Genomic DNA, 19,508 nt, shown 5'->3' with positions numbered 1-19,508 from the left:
AGCCGACGACAACGTCGAGGTGCGCGCGCGGCTACGCCATGCTGTCGAGCACGCACGAGCATCCCTGGCGCGCCTGGTGCTCGGCACCGAGCCGGAGGCGGACCCTGACCGGGTACGGGCCGAGGGCACTCTCAGCTACGCGCTGATCAGTGGCTTGATCGTCCAGTGGCTCGTCGATCCGGAAAGCCTGCCGGATGCGGAGTCACTCCCGGCGGACCTGCTTCTTCGCTGACATGGACGCCCGCGTGAGGTACGCGCTGCGCCGGACGCTCCCCAACCTCGGGCGAGCCGTCGGCCCGACCGGCGGTCAAGGACGTGCGTGGGCCGGAGGCATCACCATGCGAACCAGTCGGTGACCATCGCCGGTGGCCCGCCGGACGGCGAGGGCCCGGTCGCGGCCGCCACCTCCTCGATGGTCGCCTATACCGCTGCGAATGGGCAGGCCGGCCCGAATGAAGCGCGATTCCATCGCGGCCTAGAAGCGGTAGGCGTCGCGCCGGTGGCGGATCGAGTGGATCTCCACGACGCGTTTGGCTTCGTTGATCCGGTAGATGATTCGGTACGTGCCGCGGCGGGCGGAGTGGAAGCCGTCGAAGGGCTCGTCGAGTGGTTTGCCAGCCCGATAGGGGTTTGGTGGCCCAGGCAATCACCGAAGGGCTGACCCTCGCCTCCCGTGACGCGTCGATAGCGCTGTACGACGTGGACGTCCTCAAGGTGTGACAACAGGCCTTGGCGAGCCGACCAGCACCGGTCACGAGTGGGCAGGCCATCAGCTCCGCCGCCGCGACGTAAGCCGCGTCGTACGCCGTGACATTGCCCCGCATCTGCCACATCCGGTCAACCAGCATCGCGACGCCAACCTCGTCGATGACCAACGAAGGCAGGGTGTCTGCCCATCATCGACCAGCCGGTTCGCGTGACGGCGGACGAGCAGCCAAGAGCCGCAGGCCAGAGACGTGCGTGGGCCGGAGGTACCACCATGCGAACCACCTCGCCACGATCACCGGTATTCCGCTCCCGCTACGCCCACGCCGCTCCTGAGCCTGATCGACAGTTCAAGGCCAGACGTCGGACCATCTGACGAACAGCCCCCGGCAAACTTGTACAATTTATTGTACGTAACGTCTGGGAGGCAGCAGCATGCGCACCGTTCCCTACTCAGAAGTCCGGCAGAACCTTGCCAAGATGCTCGACCATGTCGTGGACGACGCCGAGGAAGTGGTGGTCACCCGCTCCGGCCGGGAGGCCGCGGTCATCATCTCGCTGCGCGAGTACGAGTCGTTGAAGGAGACGGCCTACCTGATGGCCAGCCCCGCCAACGCGCGCCGTCTGAATGAAGCCGTCGAGGAGCTGCGTAACGGGGGTGGGGAGATGCACGACCTGATCGACCCCGACGCCAGGTCAGGCGGGGAGTCGGCAGCGTGAAGGTCCAGTTCGCCGGCCGAGGCTGGGAGGACTACCTGACCTGGCAACGAGATCGCCAGATGCTCAAACGAGTGAACGCGTTGATCGAGGACATCCGACGCAACGGCCACCAAGGCATCGGCAAACCGGAGCAACTCCGCGGCAACTGGGCGGGATTCTGGTCGAGACGCATCGACCAGGAGCACCGCCTCGTATACCGGGTCATGGACGACACGGTGCAGATCGCGCAGTGCCGCTACCACTACGAATGAGGTGGAGGACCACTCCCTCCGCCGAGGGACGTGGCCTCACGACAGTCTGCGTGCTGATCCGCTTAGATATCCGTTTCGGTGGGCCGGAGGTACCACCATGCGAACCAGCCGGCGACCATCGCCGGAGACCCGTTGCCGCTGCGGATGTGCCGGTCAGGAGCGCGGCTCGGCGGCCCGGCGCAGGATCAGGCGATCTGACGGAGATCGCTGCCGTAGTCGAAGATGATCCGCATACGGGCGCCCAGCGCTCGGGCGTACCAGCTCAGGGTCGCAACCTCGTTGGCCTCCAGGTCGCCGTTCTCGATCTGGCTGACCCGGCCCGGTGTGACCCCCATCAACTCGGCCACCTGCCGCTGAGTGAGACCGAGCCGCTTACGCTCCTCGGCAAGGTGGAACGCGCTGACCCACGCCTCGGTGCGGGCGCGCTCCAGATCGAGCGCGTCGTCGTCCCCGTCGTGCAACTCGGCACGGATGTCGTCCCAGTCATGGAAGTCGCCCATCAGCCTTCCCTCCGCTTCCTCTCAAAGGCGAGCCAGCCCTCGTACGCGACCTCGGCGACCGGGATCGCTTCCTCATACCACCGAGACCAGTCGCCGGCCTTGTTGCCGGCCACTAAAAGCCCCGCCTGCGACCAGGGATCGAATACGAACAGAACCCGGATGGCGACTTCCCGCCCAGACCTCGGTCGCAGCTCCTTGAGGTTGCTGATGGTCGAACCTTTGAGCGTGTCGACCAGTGGACGCCCCAACCCCGGACCGGCGTCAGCGAGCATGTCGATCGCCACGTTGACCGACCGGTTGCAGAACCGATGCCGGGACCTCAGGCCGCCGCGTCGCGCGGGGCGAAACTGACGTTGAGACTCACATCCAACGCCGTCGCCAACCGTTCCAACACCGGCAGCGTCGGAACCGTGCCGCCCGCCTCGAACCGGGCAACCGCCGACTGGGTCATCCCCGATGCCTGCGCGAGCTGAGACTGACTCCACCCCCGGCGCTCCCGCAACTCCCGAACGGCACGACCCAGCTCGAACGCCAGCCGCGCCGCGTCGTACGCCTCCGCAGCCCCGGGCTCGGCCATCCGCCGGTCACGCATGGCCGGCCAATCCGTGCGGTCACCCACAACTAGCCCTCCTCCGCCAAACGGTGTGCCTCGTCAACACACCGAGCCAACGCCCGACGCGCCCGCTCAACTTCTCGATCGTCACGCATCCGGGTCTTGCGAAACACCGTCAGCAGGATGATCCGCCTGTCGGACGCGATCCAGTAGGTGATCCTCACCGCCTGCCGCTCCAGATGGAACCGCAGTTCCCGCAGCTTCCCGTCAAGCTGCTTCGTATAGGGCTCACCCAGTAGCGGGCCCTGCTCCGCCAGCAGATCGACGTAGAACGCCGCCCTGGCGAACAGCACGGTCGGCAAGCCCTCCAGCCACTTCTCGACCTCCGGCTCCAGCTCGACCACACCCCAAGCCATAGCAAAGATGCTATACCGGTGGCAACTGCCGATCGGTCACCCACGCCGGCAGAGCGTACCGGCGTCTGGTTCGTATGAATGCGAGTCGGGTCCGAGCAGGCAGCCAACCGGGATATCGGCCACCACCTGCGCTTCTGGCCCTGGAACCCCTCCGCTTGGGTATCCGTTTCGAGTGGGGCGGGCGGGACTCGAACCCGCGACCGAGGGATTATGAGTCCCCTGCTCTAACCGGCTGAGCTACCGCCCCCTGCCGGGCGAAAGCCTAACCTATCGATCCGGTTCCGCCCGTCCTGCGCCATTCCCCGGGACGGAACGGTCCGAGTCAGGCCCGCAGGGCCCGCAGGATGGCGCCGGCGGCCCGCCATCCGCTGGCCAGGGCGCCCTGCACCGACGGGCTGTCCCGATGGTCACCGGCCACGAAGATCCCCTCCCCCAACTCCACCGGCCGGCGCAGCCGGCCCATCGGCGGCGGTGCGGCCGGTAGCGCGGCTGGGATCTCAACGGTTCGCAGATGCTCCCACTGGGCCGTGGACACCCCGTACAGCCGGGTCAGTTCGTCCCGGACGACCGGCTCGGGCGGCGGCACCGCCCCCACCACCGACGTGGCGACGAGGTGCCGGCCCGGCGGCGCGTACGACGGCGCGGCGCGGCTCACCACCGCGGTGTTGGCCACGATCCCCCGGCGGTCGCCGTCCAGCAGCAGGATCGGCTCGGCGAGCGGCGCCTCGGGCGCGACGTGGTAGTACGTGGTCAGGGCGTGCATGCGTACCGTCGCTGTCGAGGCAGCAGGGCGGTGACCGCCGGCGGGTCGACGGCGACCAGCACGGCCCGGCAGCGCAGTTCGCCCTCGGCGGTCCGCACCCGGCCGGACGACACCGCGGAGACGGGGGTGGCGACTCGGAGCCGGTCGGCCGGCAGCGGCGCGGCGACCGCGCCGGGCAGCCGCCGGACCCCACCTGCCGGCAGTCCGATCCGCCCGCGGGCGAACGACCGCAGCACCATCGCGAGTACGTGGCTGGAGGTTTCCAGGTCCCGCTCGGCGAAGACCCCGGACAGGAACGGCCGCAGCACCTCCTCGACAAGTCTGTCGGAGAGCCCGGCGGCGCGCAGTTCCTCGACGGTCGTGGTTTCCGGCGCGCCGAGCAGCCGGGCCGCCGGCGCGGTGGCGTAGCGGGCGGCCAGCGCGGCGAACCGGACCCGGTCGGCGAGGGTGCCGACCCCGGCGACGATGGCGCGGGGCGCGCCGATCGGTTCCCGCACCGGGTGGGTCAACCGGCGCAGTCGGTCGCCGCGCCGGACCAGCACACCCGAGGTGAAGCAGCCCAGGTCCAGGGCCGCGACCTCGACAAGCGCGCGCAACCGTGGGTACGCGGAGTTGACGACCTGGAACCCGCGGTCCAGCAGGAACCCGTCCACCTCGTCGGTGGTGACCCGGCCGCCGAGCCGGTCGGCCGCCTCGACAAGGCGCCAGGGGATCCCGGCCCGGTGCAACCGTCGGGCCGCGGCCAGCCCGGCCAGGCCCCCGCCGACGATGACGACCTCAGAGTCGCTCGACTGCCCGGTCACGCCGGTTCCCTTCGTCCGTCCGGTCGGCCCGGGACAGGGCCCCCGGCCACCACACCCGCGGGCCGATGTCGTACGTCAGCGCCGGCACCAGCAGCGACCGCACGATGATGGTGTCCAGCAGCACCCCGATGGCGACCGCCATGCCGATCTCGACGAGCACCACCAGCGGGAGTACGGCGAGCGCGGAGAACGTCGCCGCGAGCACCACGCCGGCCGAGGTGATCACGCCCCCGGTCACCACGAGTCCCTTGAGCACCCCGGTCCGGGTGCCCAGCCGCAGGGCCTCCTCGCGGACCCGGGTCATCAGGAAGATGTTGTAGTCGATGCCCAGGGCGACCAGGAACACGAAGGCGAACAGCGGGAACGACGCGTCCACCCCCGGGAAACCCAACACGTGGGTGAACAGGATCGCGCACAGACCCAGCGTGGCCAGGAAGGACAGCACAACGGTGAGGATGAGCAGCACCGGTGCCAGGATCGAGCGCAGCAGCGCGGCGAGGATCACCGCGATGACGGCGAGCACCACCGGGATGATGAGGTTGCGGTCCCGTACCGACGCGTCGGCGGTGTCCAGGTCGATGGCCGTGTAGCCGCCGACGATCGCGTCCGCGGCCGGCACCGCGTCCACCGCCCGCCGGATGTCGCGCACCACTCTCTCCGCCGCCACGCTGTCCGCCTGCGCGGTCAGGGTCGCCTGGAGTTGCACCCGCCCGTCGACCACCTTGGGTGGCTGGGTCTGCCCCGGCTCCTCGGGACCGCCGGGGACGGCACCCGGTCCGCTCGGGGAGCCCTGCGCCGGCAGCGTCCGGACGGCCGCCACCCCGGGTAGGCCCTCGACGATCCGGCTGATCTCGCCGGCGGTGGCGGCGGTGGGAAAGATGGTGACCGGACTGCCCTGGCCGCCCGGGAAGTGTCGGGCGATCGCCTGCTGTCCCAGCTTGGAGTCGGTGCTCTGGGTGAACTGGTCGGTCTGGCCGAGCTTGGTGGCACCGAGTTGGGTGAGCCCGACGATCAACAGGGCGAGGAACAGGGTGGTGCCGACCCAGACCGGTCGGGCCCGCCGGCCGACGAACCGTCCGATCGGTTTCCACAGCTTGCCCGTGATCTGCTCGTCGTCGGCGCGCGGCATCTTGGGCCAGAATGCCCACCGGCCGCCGAGCAGCAGCAATGCCGGCAGCAGGGTGAGCATCACGACCAGGGTGACGCCGATGCCGAGCGCGCTGACGGGCCCGAGCGACCGGTTGGACTCGAGGCTGGACAGCAGGAGGCAGAGCAGGCCGGCGATGACTGTGGATCCGGAGGCGAGGATCGCCGGGGCGGCACCGCGCCAGGCCACCTTCATGGCGTCCACCGGACGCTGGTAGTGGTGCAGTTCCTCCCGGTATCTGGCGATGAGCAGCAACGCGTAGTCGGTGCCGGCGCCGAAGACCAGCACCGTGAGGATCCCCTGCGACTGCCCGTTCAGGGTGATGATCCCGGCGTCGGTGGTGAAGTAGACAAGCAGCACCGCCACCGTGTAAGACATGCCGGCCGAGAACAACGGGATGATCCACAAGATCGGGCTGCGGTAGACGATCAGCAGGATGACCAGCACCACGGAGAGGGTGACCAGCAGCAGCGGCCCGTCGATCGAGGAGAACACCTCGACGAGGTCGGCGAGCACGCCGGCCGGCCCGGCCACGTACGCGTTGAGACCGCCCTCGTCGGGTCCGACTATCGCCCGCAGTTCCTCGGTCACCGTCTGGATCTGTTCGCCCTCGGCGCTGTCGATCGGGACGACGATCTGGATTGCCTTGCCGTCCTGGCTGGGGATCGGTGGGGACAACGGGGTGACCACCCCGGAGACCTGGGCGAACCGTTCGGCGTCGGCGGCGACCTTGGCCCGGTCCTCGGGCGTGATCCCGCTCGGCCGCTCGTAGAGCACCAGGGCGGGCGTGGTCTCCTGCTCGATGAACCCACGGGCCAGGTTCAGCGCCTTTGTCGCCTCGGCGTCGGCGGGCAGGAAGGCGGCGTTGTCATTGGTGCTGACCTCGCTCAGCCGGCCGGAGTACGGGCCGGCGAACGCGCCGATCGCCAACCAGGCGAGCACCACCGCGATGGCGATGGAGATCGCCGTCCGGGTCCGCATCCCGGTCATCCCGCTCCAATCGACGCAGTAAACGACGCAACCGGAGTCTAGGGTGGGCAATCCGGAAGCGCAGGGAATCGCGAGCGCGATGACGTACCCCGGATAAGAACAATGCCCGTCGGCGACGCCGACGGGCGGGGATTCGTGGGAAAGCTCCCCCGTTTGGACTCGAACCAAAAACCTGCCGGTTAACAGCCGGCTGCTCTGCCAATTGAGCTACGGGGGATCGCGGTGGCCGGCAGCGGATCTCTCCGCGCCGCGCGACGGCCATAAGAGTACAGGACGACCGGGGATGCCGGTCCACCGGGTTCCCGGCCCCGACCGCCGACGCGGACCCGGACGACGCCGCCCGCCGGTGCGTAACGCCCGTTGGCGGGTATCCGGTTGGGGAGGCATGACCCGGAGCACGGCTGGGTAGTTAACCGGGCACAGACGACGCAGGCGCGACACCATTGATCCCCCGGGCTGATCCGGGAACAACGGAGCGTCAGGTACGAAAGGAGCCGCCATGCGCGGAAAGCTCTTGTTCATCGGCGGGCTGGCTACGGGCTTCGTCCTGGGCGCCCGCGCCGGCCGGGAGAAGTACGAGGAGCTGGTCCTCAAGGGCCGCAAGGTCCTCGACCACCCCTCCGTCCAGGAGGCGGCCGGCGTCGCCCAGGCCCAGGCCAACCGGCTGTACTCGGAGGGCAAGGACCGGCTGGGCCAGACCAAGTTCGGCGAGAAGCTGAGCGGGACGGACACCGGCAGCAGCGAGCTGACCAGCGCCGACAACGCCTTCGCGGGCACCCCGGCCTCGTCCAGCTCGACCACCAGCCCGTCGTCGTCCAGCACGCGGCCGAAGTCGTCCGGCACCGGCACCAACGGCAGCACCCTCTGAGGCTCGCTCTCGGGAAGACGGTCGCCGAGCGGGCCGGCAGCCATCTGGCTGCCGGCCCGCTTTCGTACCCCGGACTCCACGGCGGTCCTCGACCGGGCGGACCAGCCGCCGGCCGAGGGCGGCTCAGTCCTTGCTGGCGAAGGCGGCGTCGAACGCCGCGGCGGGCGCGTCGAAGGCCAGCCGGCGCACGAAGCCCAGCGCCTCCGGGGCGCCCACCAGGCGGTCCATCCCGGCGTCCTCCCACTCGATGGAGATCGGACCGTCGTATCCGATCGCGTTCAACGCCCGGAAGCAGTCCTCCCACGGCACGTCACCGTGCCCGGTGGAGACGAAATCCCACCCGCGCCGCAGGTCCGCCCACGGCAGGTGCGAGGAGAGCCGACCCCGGCGCCCGTCCCCGGTACGCACCTTCGCGTCCTTGCAGTCCACGTGGTAGATCCGATCGGCGAAGTCGAACAGGAAATTGACCGGGTCCAGCTCCTGCCAGACGAAGTGCGACGGATCCCAGTTGAGGCCGAACGCCGGCCGGTGCCCGATGGCCTCCAGGGTGCGCTTCGTGGTCCAGTAGTCGTACGCGATCTCGCTGGGGTGCACCTCGTGCGCGAACCGCACCCCCACCTCGTCGAACACGTCGAGGATCGGGTTCCACCGGTCGGCGAAGTCCTGGTACCCCTTGTCGATCATCGACGCCGGCACCGGCGGGAACATCGCCACGGTGTGCCAGATCGATGAGCCGGTGAAGCCGACGACGGTCCGGACGCCGAGCTTCGCCGCCGCCCGGGCGGTGTCCTTGAGTTCCTGCGCGGCCCGCTGCCGGACCCCCTCCGGCTCGCCGTCGCCCCAGATCCGGGCCGGCAGGATGCCCTGGTGTCGCTCGTCGATCGGATGGTCGCAGACCGCCTGCCCGACCAGGTGGTTGGAGATGGCGAACACCTGGAGGTTGTGCTTGGCCAGCGTCTCCCGCTTGCGGTCGACGTACGACTCGTCGGCCAGTGCGCGGTCCACCTCGAAATGGTCGCCCCAGCAGGCGATCTCCAGCCCGTCGTAGCCCCACTCCGAGGCCAGCCGGCAGACCTCCTCGAACGGCAGGTCGGCCCACTGTCCAGTGAAGAGTGTGATCGGTCGGGTCATTGTCGTCGTCCTCCCCTATTGCCCTGGGAATCCCGCTGCTCGGCAAGGAATCCCGGCGTACGCCTCGGGGGCGACGCCGGTGGACGGTGCGAGGGAGACCGGCCGCGCCGGTCGGCGGCCGGATGGGAGCACCGGTGGGCATCGCGATGCCGTCACCCGGTGGGTTGCGCCTCCCGCCGGGTCACCGGCGGCCGATCCGGGTCGCCGGTGACCACTCTAGGTGCCTCCGACCGCAGTAAGGAAGGGCCCCTTCTTAACGCTTTTTGTATAGGAAGGGGCCCTTCCTAACGCGCGGCTCACGGCCACCGCATGACCACCCGTACGCCTACGGCATTACCCATTTCTGGTTGGCGCCGCCGTGACAGGTCCACAGATGCACCGGCGTCGAGTCGGCCGGGTTGTTGCCGGACACGTCCAGGCACTTGCCCGACTGCGGGTTGCGCACCGACCCGTCGGCCTGCGCCGACCAGTTCTGCGCACCGGTGCCGTTACAGGTCCACAACTGGATCTTCGTGCCGTTGGCCGAGCCGCCACCCGAGACGTCCAGGCACTTGCCCAACGCCTTTACCGTGCTGTTCGGCGTCACGGTCCAGGTCTGCGCCGCCGTGCCGTTGCAGGTGTAGAGCTGGATCTGCGTCCCGTCGGCCGTCCCGGCGTTCCGCACGTCCAGGCACTTGCCGGCCAGGCCCACGATCGGCCCGGTACGGGGCCCCGGCGGAGGCGTACCCCCGAGTTCCTTGATCCGGATGTTGCGGAACGACACGTCGTCACCGGTGCCGTGGTTCTGCAGCCCGATGTGGCCGGCCAGCGAGCGCACCGGGTCGGGGTTGGTGAAGTCGTTCACCTGCGCCCCGTTGAGGTAGACCCGCAGCCGCTCGCCCTCGACCAGCAGCTCGAACGTGTTCCACTCCCCCGGCGGGTTGAGCGCCGCGTCCCGGGCCGCGATGTCCGGCGACTTGAAGCCGTACACCGATCCGGTGGTCCGGTCCGGGCTGTCGGTGGCGTCGATCTGAATCTCGTAACCGTTGTTCACCGCGGACCAGGGGTCCGACGACGGCGGGAAGCCGATGAATACGCCGGAGTTGTCGTCGCCGGCCATCCGCCAGTCCAGCTTGAGCGAGTAGTTCGTGAATTGCTTGGCGCTGTACCAGTACAAACCCATCCCGTCGTACGAGGTCAGGGTGGCGTCGGTGTTGGTGAAGCCGCCGGGGCCGGCCTGGGACCAGCCGGTGGTGGAGCCGTTGTAGAGGGTCGTGTAGCCGGTTTCCGGCCGGCAGTCGGCCTTGGCCCGGCCGGCCGCGTACCGGATGCCGCCGAGCAGGTGCGCGCGGAACGCCGGTTCGGCGTACGACGCCTGGGTGTGACCGCCGCCGGTGTAGAAGGCCCGGCCGCCGGCGTAGGTCTTGCACCAGGCGTGTGGGTGGTCGGTGCCCATGCCGCCGCCGGAGTACGACGATTCGTCGAGGGTGGCCAGCACGTGGGCGGTGGACCGGGCGTTGGTCTGGTAGTTGTACCACTCGTCGGTGCGGGTCCAGGTCTGCGGCAGGTGTGCCGTGGCCGCGTGCGCGCGGTCCTCCACCTTGACGGTGGCCTGCTGGATGGCCGGGTGCGAGGCGAAGTAGGCGCCGACCAGGTTGCCGTAGAACGTCCAGCCGTATTCGGTGTCGGCGGCCGAGTGCACGCCGACGTAGCCGCCGCCGGAGCCGATGTAGGACTCGAACGCGGCTTGTTGGGTGTTGTTGAGTACGTCGCCGGTGGTGTTGAGGAAGACCACGGCCTCGTACTGGGCGAGGTTGCCGGTGGTGAACGCGGCGGCGTCCTCGGTGGCGGTCACCGTGAAGCTGTTGGCCGCGCCGAGGTCCCGGATGGCCTGGGTACCGACCGCGATCGAGTCGTGCCGGAACCCGGCGGTCTTGGAGAACACCAAGACGTCGTACGGGGCGTCGGCGGCGGTGGCCGGGCTGGCCGGCGCGGTGCAGGCCAGCACGGCGAGCGTGGCCGCCGCGCCGGCGAGGATGGACCGGAGTTTCCTTCGCATGTTCGCTCTCCCTATCGGTTAGGAAGGGCCCCTTGAAATGCTAGGTCACAGGACAAGGGGCCTCCCTTACATCGGGGTCAGGGCAGGGTCCACTTCTGGTTGGCGCCACCGTGGCAGGACCACAGGTGCACCGGGGTCGAGTCGGCCGAACTGTTGCCCGACACGTCCAGGCACTTGTTCGACTGCGGGTTGCGCACCGACCCGTCGGCCTGCGCCGACCAGTTCTGCGCACCCGTGCCGTTGCAGGTCCACAACTGGATCTTCGTGCCGTCCGCCGAACCACCACCCGAGACATCCAGGCACTTGCCCAACGCCTTTACCGTGCTGTTCGGCGTCACCGTCCACGTCTGCGCCGCCGACCCGTTACAGGTGTAGAGCTGGATCTGCGTCCCGTCGGCCGTCCCGGCGTTCCGCACGTCCAGGCACTTGCCGGCCAGACCCACGATCGGCCCGGTGCCACCGGTCCCGCCGCCGGTGTTCAGCGTGAACGCGTCGACGTCGTACAGCGCCCCGGACCCACCGGCGAAGGTCAGATAGAGGGTGGTGGTGCCGGCGGGTGCCCCGGAGACGGCGCCGGTGACCGTGGTGAACGAGTCCCAGGCGCCGGTGACCGGGACGGTTGCCGAGCCGAGTACGGTGCCGGTGGCCGAGCCGGCCCGGATCTGCAACGTGCCGCCAGCGCCGGCCGAGGAGACCCGGGCGGTGAACGAGGTGACGTTGCCCAGCCGGTAGGGCTGGAAGGCGATCCAGTCTCCGTTGTCGATGCTGCCGACGGTCTTGCCACCCTCGGCCGCCGCCTTGTCGTAGGTGGCGATGCCGGACGAGGTGCCGAAGTGCTCGGCCTGCCGGTGCCGGGGCTGGAGCCTGTGCTGCTTGTGCGTGGTGATCCCGCCGTTGTCGGTGTACTCGGCGTCGAAGATGGCGAAGATGTTCGCCGCGTCGTCGTGCTCGCCGTCGACCGGGATGGCGATCGAACCGGAGCACCCGGTCTTCGAGGTGATCTGGTGGCCGTGCTGGTCGTGGCCGAGGACGTAGGTCATCTTCACCCGGGCGCATTCGATCGAGCCGTCCTCCGGGTCGCTGACGCTTATCGAGAACGGCACTGTGTCACCAAAGGAGAACAGTTGACCGTCACCCGGGCTGGTGATGGTCACCGTGGGGGCGGTGTTGCCCACGCTGATCTGCACGCTCGCGCTGCCGGTGGCTCCCTGTGGGTCGCGGACCGTCAACGTCGCGGTGTACGTCCCGTTGGTGTTGTACGTCTTGGTCGGGTTGGCGGCGGTGGAGCTGGTGCCGTCGCCGAACGCCCACGAGTAGGTCAACGCGCCGCCGTCCGGATCGGTGGACCCGGCGGAGGAGAAGTTCACCGTCAACGGGGCCGACCCGGAGGTCTTGTCCGCGCTGGCCTGGGCCACCGGGGCCCGGTTGCCACCGGCCACGTAGTCGAACCGGTACAGGGCCGAGTTGGCGTCCCCGTTGAAGTAGCCGGTGCCGTAGTCGAGCACGTAGTACGCACCGTCCGGGCCGAACGCCGAGTCCATCACCTGCTTGCCGGTCCACGGGAAGCTGTCGATGGTGCCGGGCGTGCCGTTGGCGTTGACGTGGATCGGCTTGATCCAGCCGCGGCCGAACTCGGTTGCGAAGAACTGACCGTCGAACGACTGGGGGAACTTCGTGGTCGACGGGTTCGCCGCGTCGTACCGGTAGACCGGGCCGGCCATCGGCGACTCGGACCCGCCGCCGAACTCCGGGGGCGAGCCGGCGTCTCCGGCGTACCGGATCCAGGCCGGTTGGGCCGCCGGCAGGGTTGACCGGCCGGTGTTGCGGAACGAGTTGTTGGTGGGGCCGCCCGCGCAGTTGAACTTGGCGCCGGCGGTGCCGGTGGCGAAGTCCCATTCGGCGTACGTCTCGGCGGTGGTGTTGGTGCCGGTGCAGTAGGGCCAGCCGTAGTTGCCGGGCCCGGTGACCCGGTCGAACTCGACCTGGCCGCTGGGTCCCCGGGCGGAGCTGGAGCCGGCGTCCGGCCCGTAGTCGCCGACGTACACGATGCCGGTGGCCTTGTCGACGCTCATCCGGAACGGGTTGCGGAACCCCATCGCGTAGATCTCCGGCCGGGTGTTGGCGGTGCCGGGCGCGAACAGGTTGCCGCTCGGTATCGAGTACGTCCCGTTGTCGTTCACCTTGATCCGCAGGATCTTGCCCCGCAGGTCGTTGGTGTTGGCCGCGCTGCGTTGCGCGTCGTACGCCGGGTTGCGGTTGGTCCGCTCGTCGATCGGGGCGTAGCCGCCGGAGTCGAACGGGTTGGTGTCGTCGCCGGTGGAGAGGTAGAGGTTGCCGGCGGCGTCGAAGTCGATGTCGCCGCCGACGTGACAGCAGATGCCCCGGTCGGCCGGCACGTCCAGGACGTCCACCTTGCTGCCCTGGTTGAGGGTGAAGTCGGCGTTGAGGGTGAACCGGGACAGCCGGTTGACGCCCTGCCAGGCGGACCAGTTGGTCCCGGTGGCCGGCGCGTCCCCGCCGGGGGTGGACAGTGGCGGCGCGTAGTACAGGTAGACGCGGCGGTTGCTGGCGAATCCGGGGTCGACGCCGACGCCCTGCAGACCTTCCTCGTCGTGGGTGTAGACCGGAATGGTGCCGATCACCGTCGTGGTGCCGGCCGCGTCGGTCCGGCGGAGTGTGCCGTTGCGGGCCGTGTGCAGCACCGACCGGTCGGGCAGCACCGCGAGCGACATCGGCTCGCCGACCTCGGCCGCGCCGCGGGCGAGTTCGACCTGCTGGAAGTCGGTGGCGTTGATGGGATGTGCGGCGGCCGGCGCGGTGCCGCCCACGGCGGCGGTCAGGACGCTCGCGGTCAGGAGCAGGGTCACCCCGGCCGCGATGGTCCGGGTGATCCGGGTGTTGTCTCGTGCTGTCTTCGGCTGAGCGATGGGGATGGCTTCCATGGAGGACATGCGGGTCCAGCCCTTCCTGGCGGAGGCAGGCAAGGGGCGCGCGCCGTCGCGCCGGGTGCCCAGCGGGTGGGGTACGGCCGACCGTTGGGGGTCGGTGTGGCCGCCGACGTTGATCGGTGGTCACCAGTCGGGGGTCAACCGCGCCGCCGGTTACCTCGACGAAATAATTTCGTGTTGGCGACAGTAATTCTTCACGATCGATGTGTCCATACTTTTCGCTGGACGAGTTGAACTTTTGTCGATGCCGATGAAAGTGGCGGAACCGACGATTCAGTGCCGGCGGTCGACGACCGCACCCACCAGGCCGGTCAGGGTGGCCCGCGCGGTGGCGTCGATGGGGGCCGCCGTCAACGCGCTCAGCGCGGCCTCGGCACGGGCCCGGATCATCGCCTCCACCTGGTCCCTCGCCCCGGTGTCGGCGATGATCCGACGGACCTCGGCGGCACCGGCCGCGTCCAGGTCGGGACGACCGACCAGCAGTCGCAACCGCGCCGCCTGCCGTTCGTCGGCGGCGGCCCTGGCCAGCGTCATGAGCACCGTCGGCTTGCCCTCGCGCAGATCATCCACCGTGGACTTGCCGGTCAGCGCCGGATCGCCGAAAACGCCGAGCAGGTCGTCACGCAGTTGGAAGGCGTCACCCAGCGGGTCGCCCGCCTGAGCGAGAGCCTCCAGTACCGGCGGCCCGCCGCCGGCCAAGGCCGCCCCGATCTGCAACGGCCGGGTCACCGTGTACCGCGCGGTCTTCAGCCGGATCACCGTCCACGCGCCCGTCAGCGGATCGCCACCCACCGGTGGGCCCAGCCCCGCCACAGCACCATCCGCGGCACCACCGCCCACCGCCCCACCGCCGACGCTCGCGGCCCGGACCAGGTCGAGGTACTGCCCGCCGATCACCTCGGTCCGCATCGCCGCGTAGACCCGGTAGCCCCGACGCACCTCGGCCGGTGTGCCACCACACTCCTGGAACATCCGCGCCGACCAGGTGAGGCAGAGGTTGCCGACGAGCAGCGCGGTGGCGGTCCCGAACGTCTCCGGATCGCCCCGCCAGCCCGCGTACGCGTGCCGGTCCCCGTAGTGACGGTGCAACGTCGGTATTCCACGCCGGCGGTCGCTGCGGTCCATGATGTCGTCGTGGATCAGCGCGAAGGCGTGGAACAGTTCCAGCGCCGCCGCCGCCACCACGAGGGAGGGCTGCTCCGGCCGGCCCGCCGCCCGCCAGCCCCAGTAGCAGAACATCGGTCGGAGCCGCTTACCGCCACCGAGGGCGAACGCCCGGACGGTCTCCACGAGATCGTCCGGGACTCCGGGGTCGCCCACCCGCCGGTCGAGGAACGCGGCCACCGCGCCGTCGAACCGCCGGCGCAACTGGGCCGCGGCGTCACCAGCCGGCGGCGCCGACGCCGGGGCGCGCGGCGCCGACGCCAGACCGGTCGACGTCGATGCCGCCACCGGGTCGCCCGGCCGCGGACCGGACCGGCCCGGGTCGGCCGCGACGGTCACCGGGGGGCTCCAGACACTCCCGCCAGGTCGAGCAGCAGACCCTTCACATCGGTGGCGGCGAACCGGTCCCGCGCCGCGGCCGGATCGGAGCACAGCAGCACCGGTCCGTCCGCCGGATCGGCGGGCAGCCGCCCGTGCGAACCGCGTACCGCCCGAGCCCCGGCGTCCAGACCCACGACGTTCATGAGATAACGCAGGCCGAGCTTCTTGCGGGCCAACGCCACGGCCGCCCGCCGCTTCGCGGCCCCCGGACCCGCCGGATCGAAGAACAGTTCCGCCGGGTCGTACCCCGGTTTGCGATGGATCTCCACGAGCCGGGCGAAGTCCGGCGCCCGCGCGTCGTCCAGCCAGTAGTAGTAGGTGAACCAGGCGTCCGCCTCGGCGACCAGCACCAGCTCGCCGGCCCGCGGATGGTCCAACCCGTACCGGGACCGACCCGCGGGGTCCAGCACCTCGGCCACCCCCGGCACCGCCGCGCACAGCTTGGTCACCACGGGCAGGTCCGCCGGATCACGCACGTAGACGTGCGCCACCTGGTGATCGGCGACCGCGAACGCCCGGGAGGTCCACGGATCGAGGTACTCCATCCCGTCCTGCGTGTAGACCCGCAGCATTCCCTCGGTACGGAGCATCCGGTTCACGTCGACGGGGCGGGACACCTCGGTGATGCCGTACTCGGAGAGCGCCACCACCACGGCGTCCCGGGCCACCGCCGCGTCCAGCAGCGGGCCGAGCACCTCGTCCAGGGCGGCGGCCGCGGCCACCGCCTGCGGCGCCGACGGGCCGAAGCGTTGCAGGTCGTAGTCGAGATGCGGCAGGTAGACAAGGGTCAGATCCGGCGCGTGCAGCTCCATGATCCGTTGCGCGGCCCGGGTGATCCACCGGGACGACGGCAGCCCGGCACCAGGACCCCAGTAGGTGAACAGCGGAAACGTCCCCAACTCCCCGGTCAACACGTCGTGCAGCTCCGGTGGGTCGGTGTAGCAGTCCGGCTCCTTCCGGCCGTCGGCGTAGTAGATCGGCCGCGGGGTGACCGTCCAGTCGACGTCGGCACCCATCGCGTACCACCAACACACGTTGGCCACCGTGTAGCCCGGCCGGACCCGGCGGGCCGCCTGCCACACCTTCTCCCCGCCCATCAACACGTGGTGCTGCCGCCACAGGAACACCTCGCCGAGGTCCCGGAAGTACCAGCCGTTGCCGACGATGCCGTGCTCGGCCGGTAGCGCCCCGGTGAGGAAGGTGGCCTGGGCCGAGCAGGTCACCGCCGGCAGCACCGTGCCCAGCTCGGCGGTGAACCCTCGGTCCGCCACCGCCCGCAGCCGGGGCATCCGCTCCAGCAGCCGGGGGGTCAGCCCGACCACGTCGAGCACCACGAGCGGTCTCATCAGGACACCACCTTCCCGCCGGACGCCACCGCGCCGGCCTCCGTCGAGCCAGCCCGCACCGCGCCGGCCTCCGTCGGGGTCAGACCGAGACCGGTCAACTCGTCGCGGGCGAAGGCCAGTTCGGCGGCGATGCCGTCGGCCAGTTCCGCCGCCGTGCCCGGCCGCCGCGCCACCGGCAACACCCCCCAGGTGTACGTCTCGACGTCGTAGGTGTCGCAGCCGGCTGTCGGCCCACCCAGCAGCTCGGCCAGCGCCGAGCGCAGCACCGGCACCGTCGAGCGCAGCGGTGGCTCGGGTACGGCGTGCAGCGGCACGTGGTAGTGCACCCGCCACGGTCCGGGCAGTCCGCGTACCAGCGCGTCGTCCAGGTCGTCGGCGGCGTGCGCCGGGTCGGCGGGGTCCGGCTCCGCGACGGCGGCGCTCCGGGTCTGGTGCAGGAACCGCGGCTCGACGTACTCCGCCAACCGGTCGGCCGCGGCGACCGGGTCGCCCGCCTCCAGCGCGGCGGAGATCTGCACCTTGACCACCGGCAGCCCGGCGGCGGCCAACCGGCGCACCGCGACCGGCGGATCCTCCCAGGCGCACGCCAGGTGAGCCAGATCCAGGCAGACGCCGAGCCGCTCGGTGTCCATGTCGGACAAGAGGTGGACCGCCTGCCTCGTGGTCTCCACGACACAGCCCGGTTCCGGTTCGAACCCGACCCGGATCACCCGGCCCGACTCACGTTCGACCGCGGCCAGCCCGGCGGCGAGCCGGTCGAGCGTCCGGGCGGTCGTGCCGGCCCGGCCGGTGTCCCACGGCTCGCGCCAGGCCAGCGGCAGCGTCGAGATGGAACCCCGGGCGGCGTCGGAGGGCAACAGGTCCGTCAGCACCCGCGCCAGGTCCAGCGTGTACGCGAGCCGCCCTGGTTCCGTCCAGTCCGGCCGGTAGACATCGTGCTTGACCACCGGCGCCTGGAACGCCCGGTAGGGGAACCCGTTGAGGGTGACGACCTCCAAGCCCCGCGCGTCGAGTTCGGCGCGCAGCCGGATGCGGGCCCCAGGGTCGGCGGCGAGCGCGGCGGCCAGCGGGGCGGCGAGCCAGAGCCCCAGCCCGAGGACGTCGGCGTCGAGCCGGTGCCGGATCGGCAGGGCGTACGTGTCCAGCTGGTCGAGCACCCCCGCCAGGTCCTCGGCCGGGTGGACGTTTGTGCAGTAGCTGAGGTGGACGGTCTGGCCGTCCGGGTGCCCTAACCGCATCAGCTCCCCCCACGCAGGATGGAGTTGCCCTCGAAGGTGCCGGCCAGCTCGCCGATCGACAGGTCGAGCCGGCCGGACTGACCGTAGAACTCGATCGGATTGCGCCACAGCACCCGGTCCACGTCGTCGTCACCGAAGCCGGCCGCCAGCATGGCGTCGCCGGTCGCCCGGGTCAACAGCGGATCGGAGCGCCCCCAGTCGGCCGCCGAGTTGACGAGGATCCGCTCGGTGCCGTACCGGCGGAGCAGCTCGACCATCCGCGGCGGCGACATCTTGGTCTCCGGATAGATCGAGAAACCGAGCCAGCAACCGGTGTCCCGGACGAGGTCGACGGTCACCTCGTTCAGGTGGTCGATCACCACCCGGCCCGGGTCGATGCCCGACTCGCGGACCACGTCCAGACTGCGCCCGGTGCCCCGGGCCTTGTCCCGGTGCGGCGTGTGCACCAGGGCCGGCAGGTCGTGCTCCACGGCCAACGCCAGTTGGGCGGCGAAGGCGTCGTCCTCGTCCGGGGTCATCGAGTCGTACCCGATCTCGCCGACGGCGACCACGCCGTCCTTGTCCAGATAGCGCGGCAACAACTCCAGCACTGGGCGGCAGCGGGGGTCGTTGGCCTCCTTGGGATTGAGCGCCATGGTGGCGTGGTGCCGGATGCCGAACTGGCTGGCCCGAAACGGTTCCCAGCCGATCAGCGAGTCGAAGTAGTCGGCGAACGACGCCGCGCTGGTGCGCGGCTGCCCCAGCCAGAAGGCGGGTTCCACAAGTGCCCGCACCCCGGCCGCCGCCATCCGCTCGTAGTCGTCGGTGGTGCGCGAGGACATGTGGATGTGCGGGTCGAAGATCCGCATCAGGCCTCCTTCGAGGGTACGGGCTGGCCATCCTGGTCGGCGCCGGCGCTGGTCAGCCGCTCCAGCAGAGCGAGGGCGTCGGCGGGCATCGACCGGCCGGCCGCCTGTCGCTCCGCGGCCAGACCGGCGAGCATGACCCGCAGCTCATCGTCGGCCCGCTCGTCGAGCCGGTCCACGACGGACAGCGACACACCCATGAAGACCAGCTTCAACACGGCCTGCCGCCAGGCCGGCTGGTCGAGGTGCCGGGCATACCCGCCGAGCGCGGCGGAAACCAGCCGGGTGTCATTGGTGCGGATGGCGTCGTGCAGCAACGGCACCGCGATGTCCCCGATCGGCAGCATCGGCAGCGCCCGCAGCACCGCCCGCTTCTCCGCCGCGTCTCCGTGGCGGTAGAGGTTCTCGACTCGGGCCGTCGCCTCACCGGGCGGCAACGCGGTCAGCAGCACGACACGGGCGGCGTCGTCGGCGCTCCAGCCCGGGGCGTCCGGCAACTCCGCCCTACCGCAGCGCCGCCCGGCGGCCGCGAACAGCCGGGGCAGTGCGGCGGGCTGGGATCCGACGCGGCGCACCGCGTCGGCCAGCCAGCCCTCGTCCGGTACGGCCGCCAGCGCGGCCCGCAGCTCCTCCGGTCGCTCGTGCATCGCGCCTCCCCTTCGCCGCCCACGCCGCGTGATCCCGCCGCCTACGCCGCCCGT

The 19,508-nt window shown here is 70.5% G+C and carries 16 protein-coding genes, 2 tRNA genes and 5 pseudogenes; 5 read left to right on the top strand and 18 right to left on the bottom strand.

The window, feature by feature from the left end; genetic code table 11:
- Positions 1-19 precede the first annotated feature (19 nt).
- The gene (locus ACFQUZ_RS06770; RefSeq protein ID WP_377438966.1) at positions 20-232 is read left to right on the top strand and encodes a hypothetical protein; all 213 of its coding nucleotides are present in this window, start codon (positions 20-22) and stop codon (positions 230-232) included.
- A 243-nt stretch (positions 233-475) separates the two neighbouring features.
- On the opposite strand, the pseudogene ACFQUZ_RS06765 reads toward ACFQUZ_RS06770, so the two are convergent.
- Positions 476-631 (bottom strand): annotated as a pseudogene (locus ACFQUZ_RS06765) (type II toxin-antitoxin system RelE/ParE family toxin); the annotation flags it as partial.
- On the opposite strand from ACFQUZ_RS06765, the pseudogene ACFQUZ_RS06760 reads away from it, so the two are divergent.
- Positions 622-720 (top strand): annotated as a pseudogene (locus tag ACFQUZ_RS06760) (PIN domain nuclease); the annotation flags it as partial. The pseudogenes ACFQUZ_RS06765 and ACFQUZ_RS06760 sit on opposite strands and share 10 nt — an antisense overlap.
- Before the next feature lie 5 nt (positions 721-725).
- On the opposite strand, the pseudogene ACFQUZ_RS06755 reads toward ACFQUZ_RS06760, so the two are convergent.
- Positions 726-890 (bottom strand): annotated as a pseudogene (locus ACFQUZ_RS06755) (VapC toxin family PIN domain ribonuclease); the annotation flags it as partial.
- Between the two features lie 250 nt (positions 891-1,140).
- Here ACFQUZ_RS06755 and ACFQUZ_RS06750 point away from each other — a divergent pair.
- Together ACFQUZ_RS06750 and ACFQUZ_RS06745 are read left to right on the top strand one after the other, a co-directional pair.
- Positions 1,141-1,425: a type II toxin-antitoxin system Phd/YefM family antitoxin gene (locus tag ACFQUZ_RS06750; protein ID WP_377438964.1), complete on the top strand. Its 285-nt coding sequence runs from the start codon at positions 1,141-1,143 to the stop codon at positions 1,423-1,425.
- Positions 1,422-1,676: a Txe/YoeB family addiction module toxin gene (locus tag ACFQUZ_RS06745; RefSeq protein ID WP_377438962.1), complete on the top strand. Its 255-nt coding sequence runs from the start codon at positions 1,422-1,424 to the stop codon at positions 1,674-1,676. Before ACFQUZ_RS06750 ends, ACFQUZ_RS06745 begins: the two co-directional genes overlap by 4 nt.
- A gap of 185 nt (positions 1,677-1,861) precedes the next feature.
- Here ACFQUZ_RS06745 and ACFQUZ_RS06740 read toward each other — a convergent pair whose 3' ends face one another.
- The 8 genes and pseudogenes from ACFQUZ_RS06740 to ACFQUZ_RS06705 all read right to left on the bottom strand — a co-directional run bounded on the left by ACFQUZ_RS06740 (position 1,862) and on the right by ACFQUZ_RS06705 (position 7,065).
- Complete coding sequence (locus ACFQUZ_RS06740; protein WP_377438959.1) at positions 1,862-2,176, bottom strand: helix-turn-helix domain-containing protein; 315 nt, start codon at positions 2,174-2,176, stop codon at positions 1,862-1,864.
- Positions 2,176-2,457 (bottom strand): annotated as a pseudogene (locus ACFQUZ_RS06735) (type II toxin-antitoxin system RelE/ParE family toxin); the annotation flags it as partial. The gene ACFQUZ_RS06740 and the pseudogene ACFQUZ_RS06735, both read right to left, overlap by 1 nt.
- A 38-nt stretch (positions 2,458-2,495) precedes the next feature.
- A complete protein-coding gene (locus ACFQUZ_RS06730; protein WP_377438956.1) occupies positions 2,496-2,795 on the bottom strand; it encodes a multiprotein-bridging factor 1 family protein in 300 nt (99 codons plus the stop codon).
- 2 nt (positions 2,796-2,797) lie between these two features.
- The gene (locus tag ACFQUZ_RS06725; protein WP_377438953.1) at positions 2,798-3,145 is read right to left on the bottom strand and encodes a type II toxin-antitoxin system RelE/ParE family toxin; all 348 of its coding nucleotides are present in this window, start codon (positions 3,143-3,145) and stop codon (positions 2,798-2,800) included.
- A 173-nt stretch (positions 3,146-3,318) separates the two neighbouring features.
- A tRNA-Ile gene (locus tag ACFQUZ_RS06720) sits at positions 3,319-3,392 on the bottom strand.
- 75 nt (positions 3,393-3,467) lie between these two features.
- Positions 3,468-4,711: pseudogene (locus ACFQUZ_RS06715) on the bottom strand (NAD(P)/FAD-dependent oxidoreductase).
- Positions 4,686-6,848 (bottom strand): MMPL family transporter, encoded by a 2,163-nt coding sequence (locus ACFQUZ_RS06710; protein WP_377438951.1) that lies wholly within the window; start codon positions 6,846-6,848, stop codon positions 4,686-4,688. The pseudogene ACFQUZ_RS06715 and the gene ACFQUZ_RS06710 overlap by 26 nt, the downstream one beginning before the upstream one ends.
- Before the next feature lie 144 nt (positions 6,849-6,992).
- A tRNA-Asn gene (locus ACFQUZ_RS06705) sits at positions 6,993-7,065 on the bottom strand.
- Positions 7,066-7,347: 282 nt separating this feature from the next.
- Here ACFQUZ_RS06705 and ACFQUZ_RS06700 point away from each other — a divergent pair.
- Positions 7,348-7,716, top strand: a complete 369-nt coding sequence (locus tag ACFQUZ_RS06700) for a hypothetical protein (RefSeq protein WP_377438949.1) — start codon at positions 7,348-7,350, stop codon at positions 7,714-7,716.
- 123 nt (positions 7,717-7,839) lie between these two features.
- On the opposite strand, the gene ACFQUZ_RS06695 is transcribed toward ACFQUZ_RS06700, so the two are convergent.
- From ACFQUZ_RS06695 to ACFQUZ_RS06660, 8 genes are all read right to left on the bottom strand, one after another.
- On the bottom strand, positions 7,840-8,847 hold the full coding sequence (locus ACFQUZ_RS06695; protein ID WP_377438946.1) for a sugar phosphate isomerase/epimerase family protein: 1,008 nt from the start codon (positions 8,845-8,847) through the stop codon (positions 7,840-7,842).
- Between the two features lie 325 nt (positions 8,848-9,172).
- Entirely contained in the window at positions 9,173-10,885 is a 1,713-nt protein-coding gene (locus ACFQUZ_RS06690; protein ID WP_377438944.1) for a ThuA domain-containing protein, read from the bottom strand.
- Positions 10,886-10,962: 77 nt separating this feature from the next.
- Positions 10,963-13,827, bottom strand: coding sequence for a carbohydrate-binding protein (locus tag ACFQUZ_RS06685; RefSeq protein ID WP_377438942.1), 2,865 nt, complete (start codon positions 13,825-13,827; stop codon positions 10,963-10,965).
- 279 nt (positions 13,828-14,106) lie between these two features.
- Positions 14,107-15,336, bottom strand: coding sequence for a polyprenyl synthetase family protein (locus tag ACFQUZ_RS06680; RefSeq protein WP_377438940.1), 1,230 nt, complete (start codon positions 15,334-15,336; stop codon positions 14,107-14,109).
- Positions 15,333-16,727 (bottom strand): alkaline phosphatase family protein, encoded by a 1,395-nt coding sequence (locus tag ACFQUZ_RS06675; RefSeq protein WP_377439427.1) that lies wholly within the window; start codon positions 16,725-16,727, stop codon positions 15,333-15,335. The genes ACFQUZ_RS06680 and ACFQUZ_RS06675 overlap by 4 nt, the downstream gene beginning before the upstream one ends.
- Positions 16,724-17,962 (bottom strand): metabolite traffic protein EboE, encoded by a 1,239-nt coding sequence (eboE, locus tag ACFQUZ_RS06670; RefSeq protein WP_377438938.1) that lies wholly within the window; start codon positions 17,960-17,962, stop codon positions 16,724-16,726. Before eboE ends, ACFQUZ_RS06675 begins: the two co-directional genes overlap by 4 nt.
- Positions 17,962-18,810, bottom strand: coding sequence for a TatD family hydrolase (locus ACFQUZ_RS06665; RefSeq protein WP_377438936.1), 849 nt, complete (start codon positions 18,808-18,810; stop codon positions 17,962-17,964). The genes eboE and ACFQUZ_RS06665 overlap by 1 nt, the downstream gene beginning before the upstream one ends.
- On the bottom strand, positions 18,810-19,454 hold the full coding sequence (locus ACFQUZ_RS06660; RefSeq protein WP_377438934.1) for an EboA domain-containing protein: 645 nt from the start codon (positions 19,452-19,454) through the stop codon (positions 18,810-18,812). Before ACFQUZ_RS06660 ends, ACFQUZ_RS06665 begins: the two co-directional genes overlap by 1 nt.
- Between the last annotated feature and the right edge of the window lie 54 nt (positions 19,455-19,508).

It is taken from the genome of Plantactinospora sp. GCM10030261, assembly GCF_042666615.1.
Lineage (GTDB): Bacteria > Actinomycetota > Actinomycetes > Mycobacteriales > Micromonosporaceae > KBS50.
Note: the sequence above shows the minus strand (reverse complement) of the source record. Positions and strands in the feature narration are given on the sequence as shown.

Excerpts from the sequence above, each read along its gene's own strand:
- ACFQUZ_RS06750 (WP_377438964.1), top strand. The coding sequence starts at position 1,141 with ATGCGCACCGTTCCCTACTCAGAAGTCCGGCAGAACCTTGCCAAGATG.
- ACFQUZ_RS06740 (WP_377438959.1), bottom strand. The coding sequence starts at position 2,176 with ATGGGCGACTTCCATGACTGGGACGACATCCGTGCCGAGTTGCACGAC.
- ACFQUZ_RS06725 (WP_377438953.1), bottom strand. The coding sequence starts at position 3,145 with ATGGCTTGGGGTGTGGTCGAGCTGGAGCCGGAGGTCGAGAAGTGGCTG.
- ACFQUZ_RS06710 (WP_377438951.1), bottom strand. The coding sequence starts at position 6,848 with ATGACCGGGATGCGGACCCGGACGGCGATCTCCATCGCCATCGCGGTG.
- ACFQUZ_RS06700 (WP_377438949.1), top strand. The coding sequence starts at position 7,348 with ATGCGCGGAAAGCTCTTGTTCATCGGCGGGCTGGCTACGGGCTTCGTC.
- ACFQUZ_RS06695 (WP_377438946.1), bottom strand. The coding sequence starts at position 8,847 with ATGACCCGACCGATCACACTCTTCACTGGACAGTGGGCCGACCTGCCG.
- ACFQUZ_RS06690 (WP_377438944.1), bottom strand. The coding sequence starts at position 10,885 with ATGCGAAGGAAACTCCGGTCCATCCTCGCCGGCGCGGCGGCCACGCTC.
- ACFQUZ_RS06685 (WP_377438942.1), bottom strand. The coding sequence starts at position 13,827 with ATGGAAGCCATCCCCATCGCTCAGCCGAAGACAGCACGAGACAACACC.
- eboE (WP_377438938.1), bottom strand. The coding sequence starts at position 17,962 with ATGCGGTTAGGGCACCCGGACGGCCAGACCGTCCACCTCAGCTACTGC.
- ACFQUZ_RS06665 (WP_377438936.1), bottom strand. The coding sequence starts at position 18,810 with ATGCGGATCTTCGACCCGCACATCCACATGTCCTCGCGCACCACCGAC.
- ACFQUZ_RS06660 (WP_377438934.1), bottom strand. The coding sequence starts at position 19,454 with ATGCACGAGCGACCGGAGGAGCTGCGGGCCGCGCTGGCGGCCGTACCG.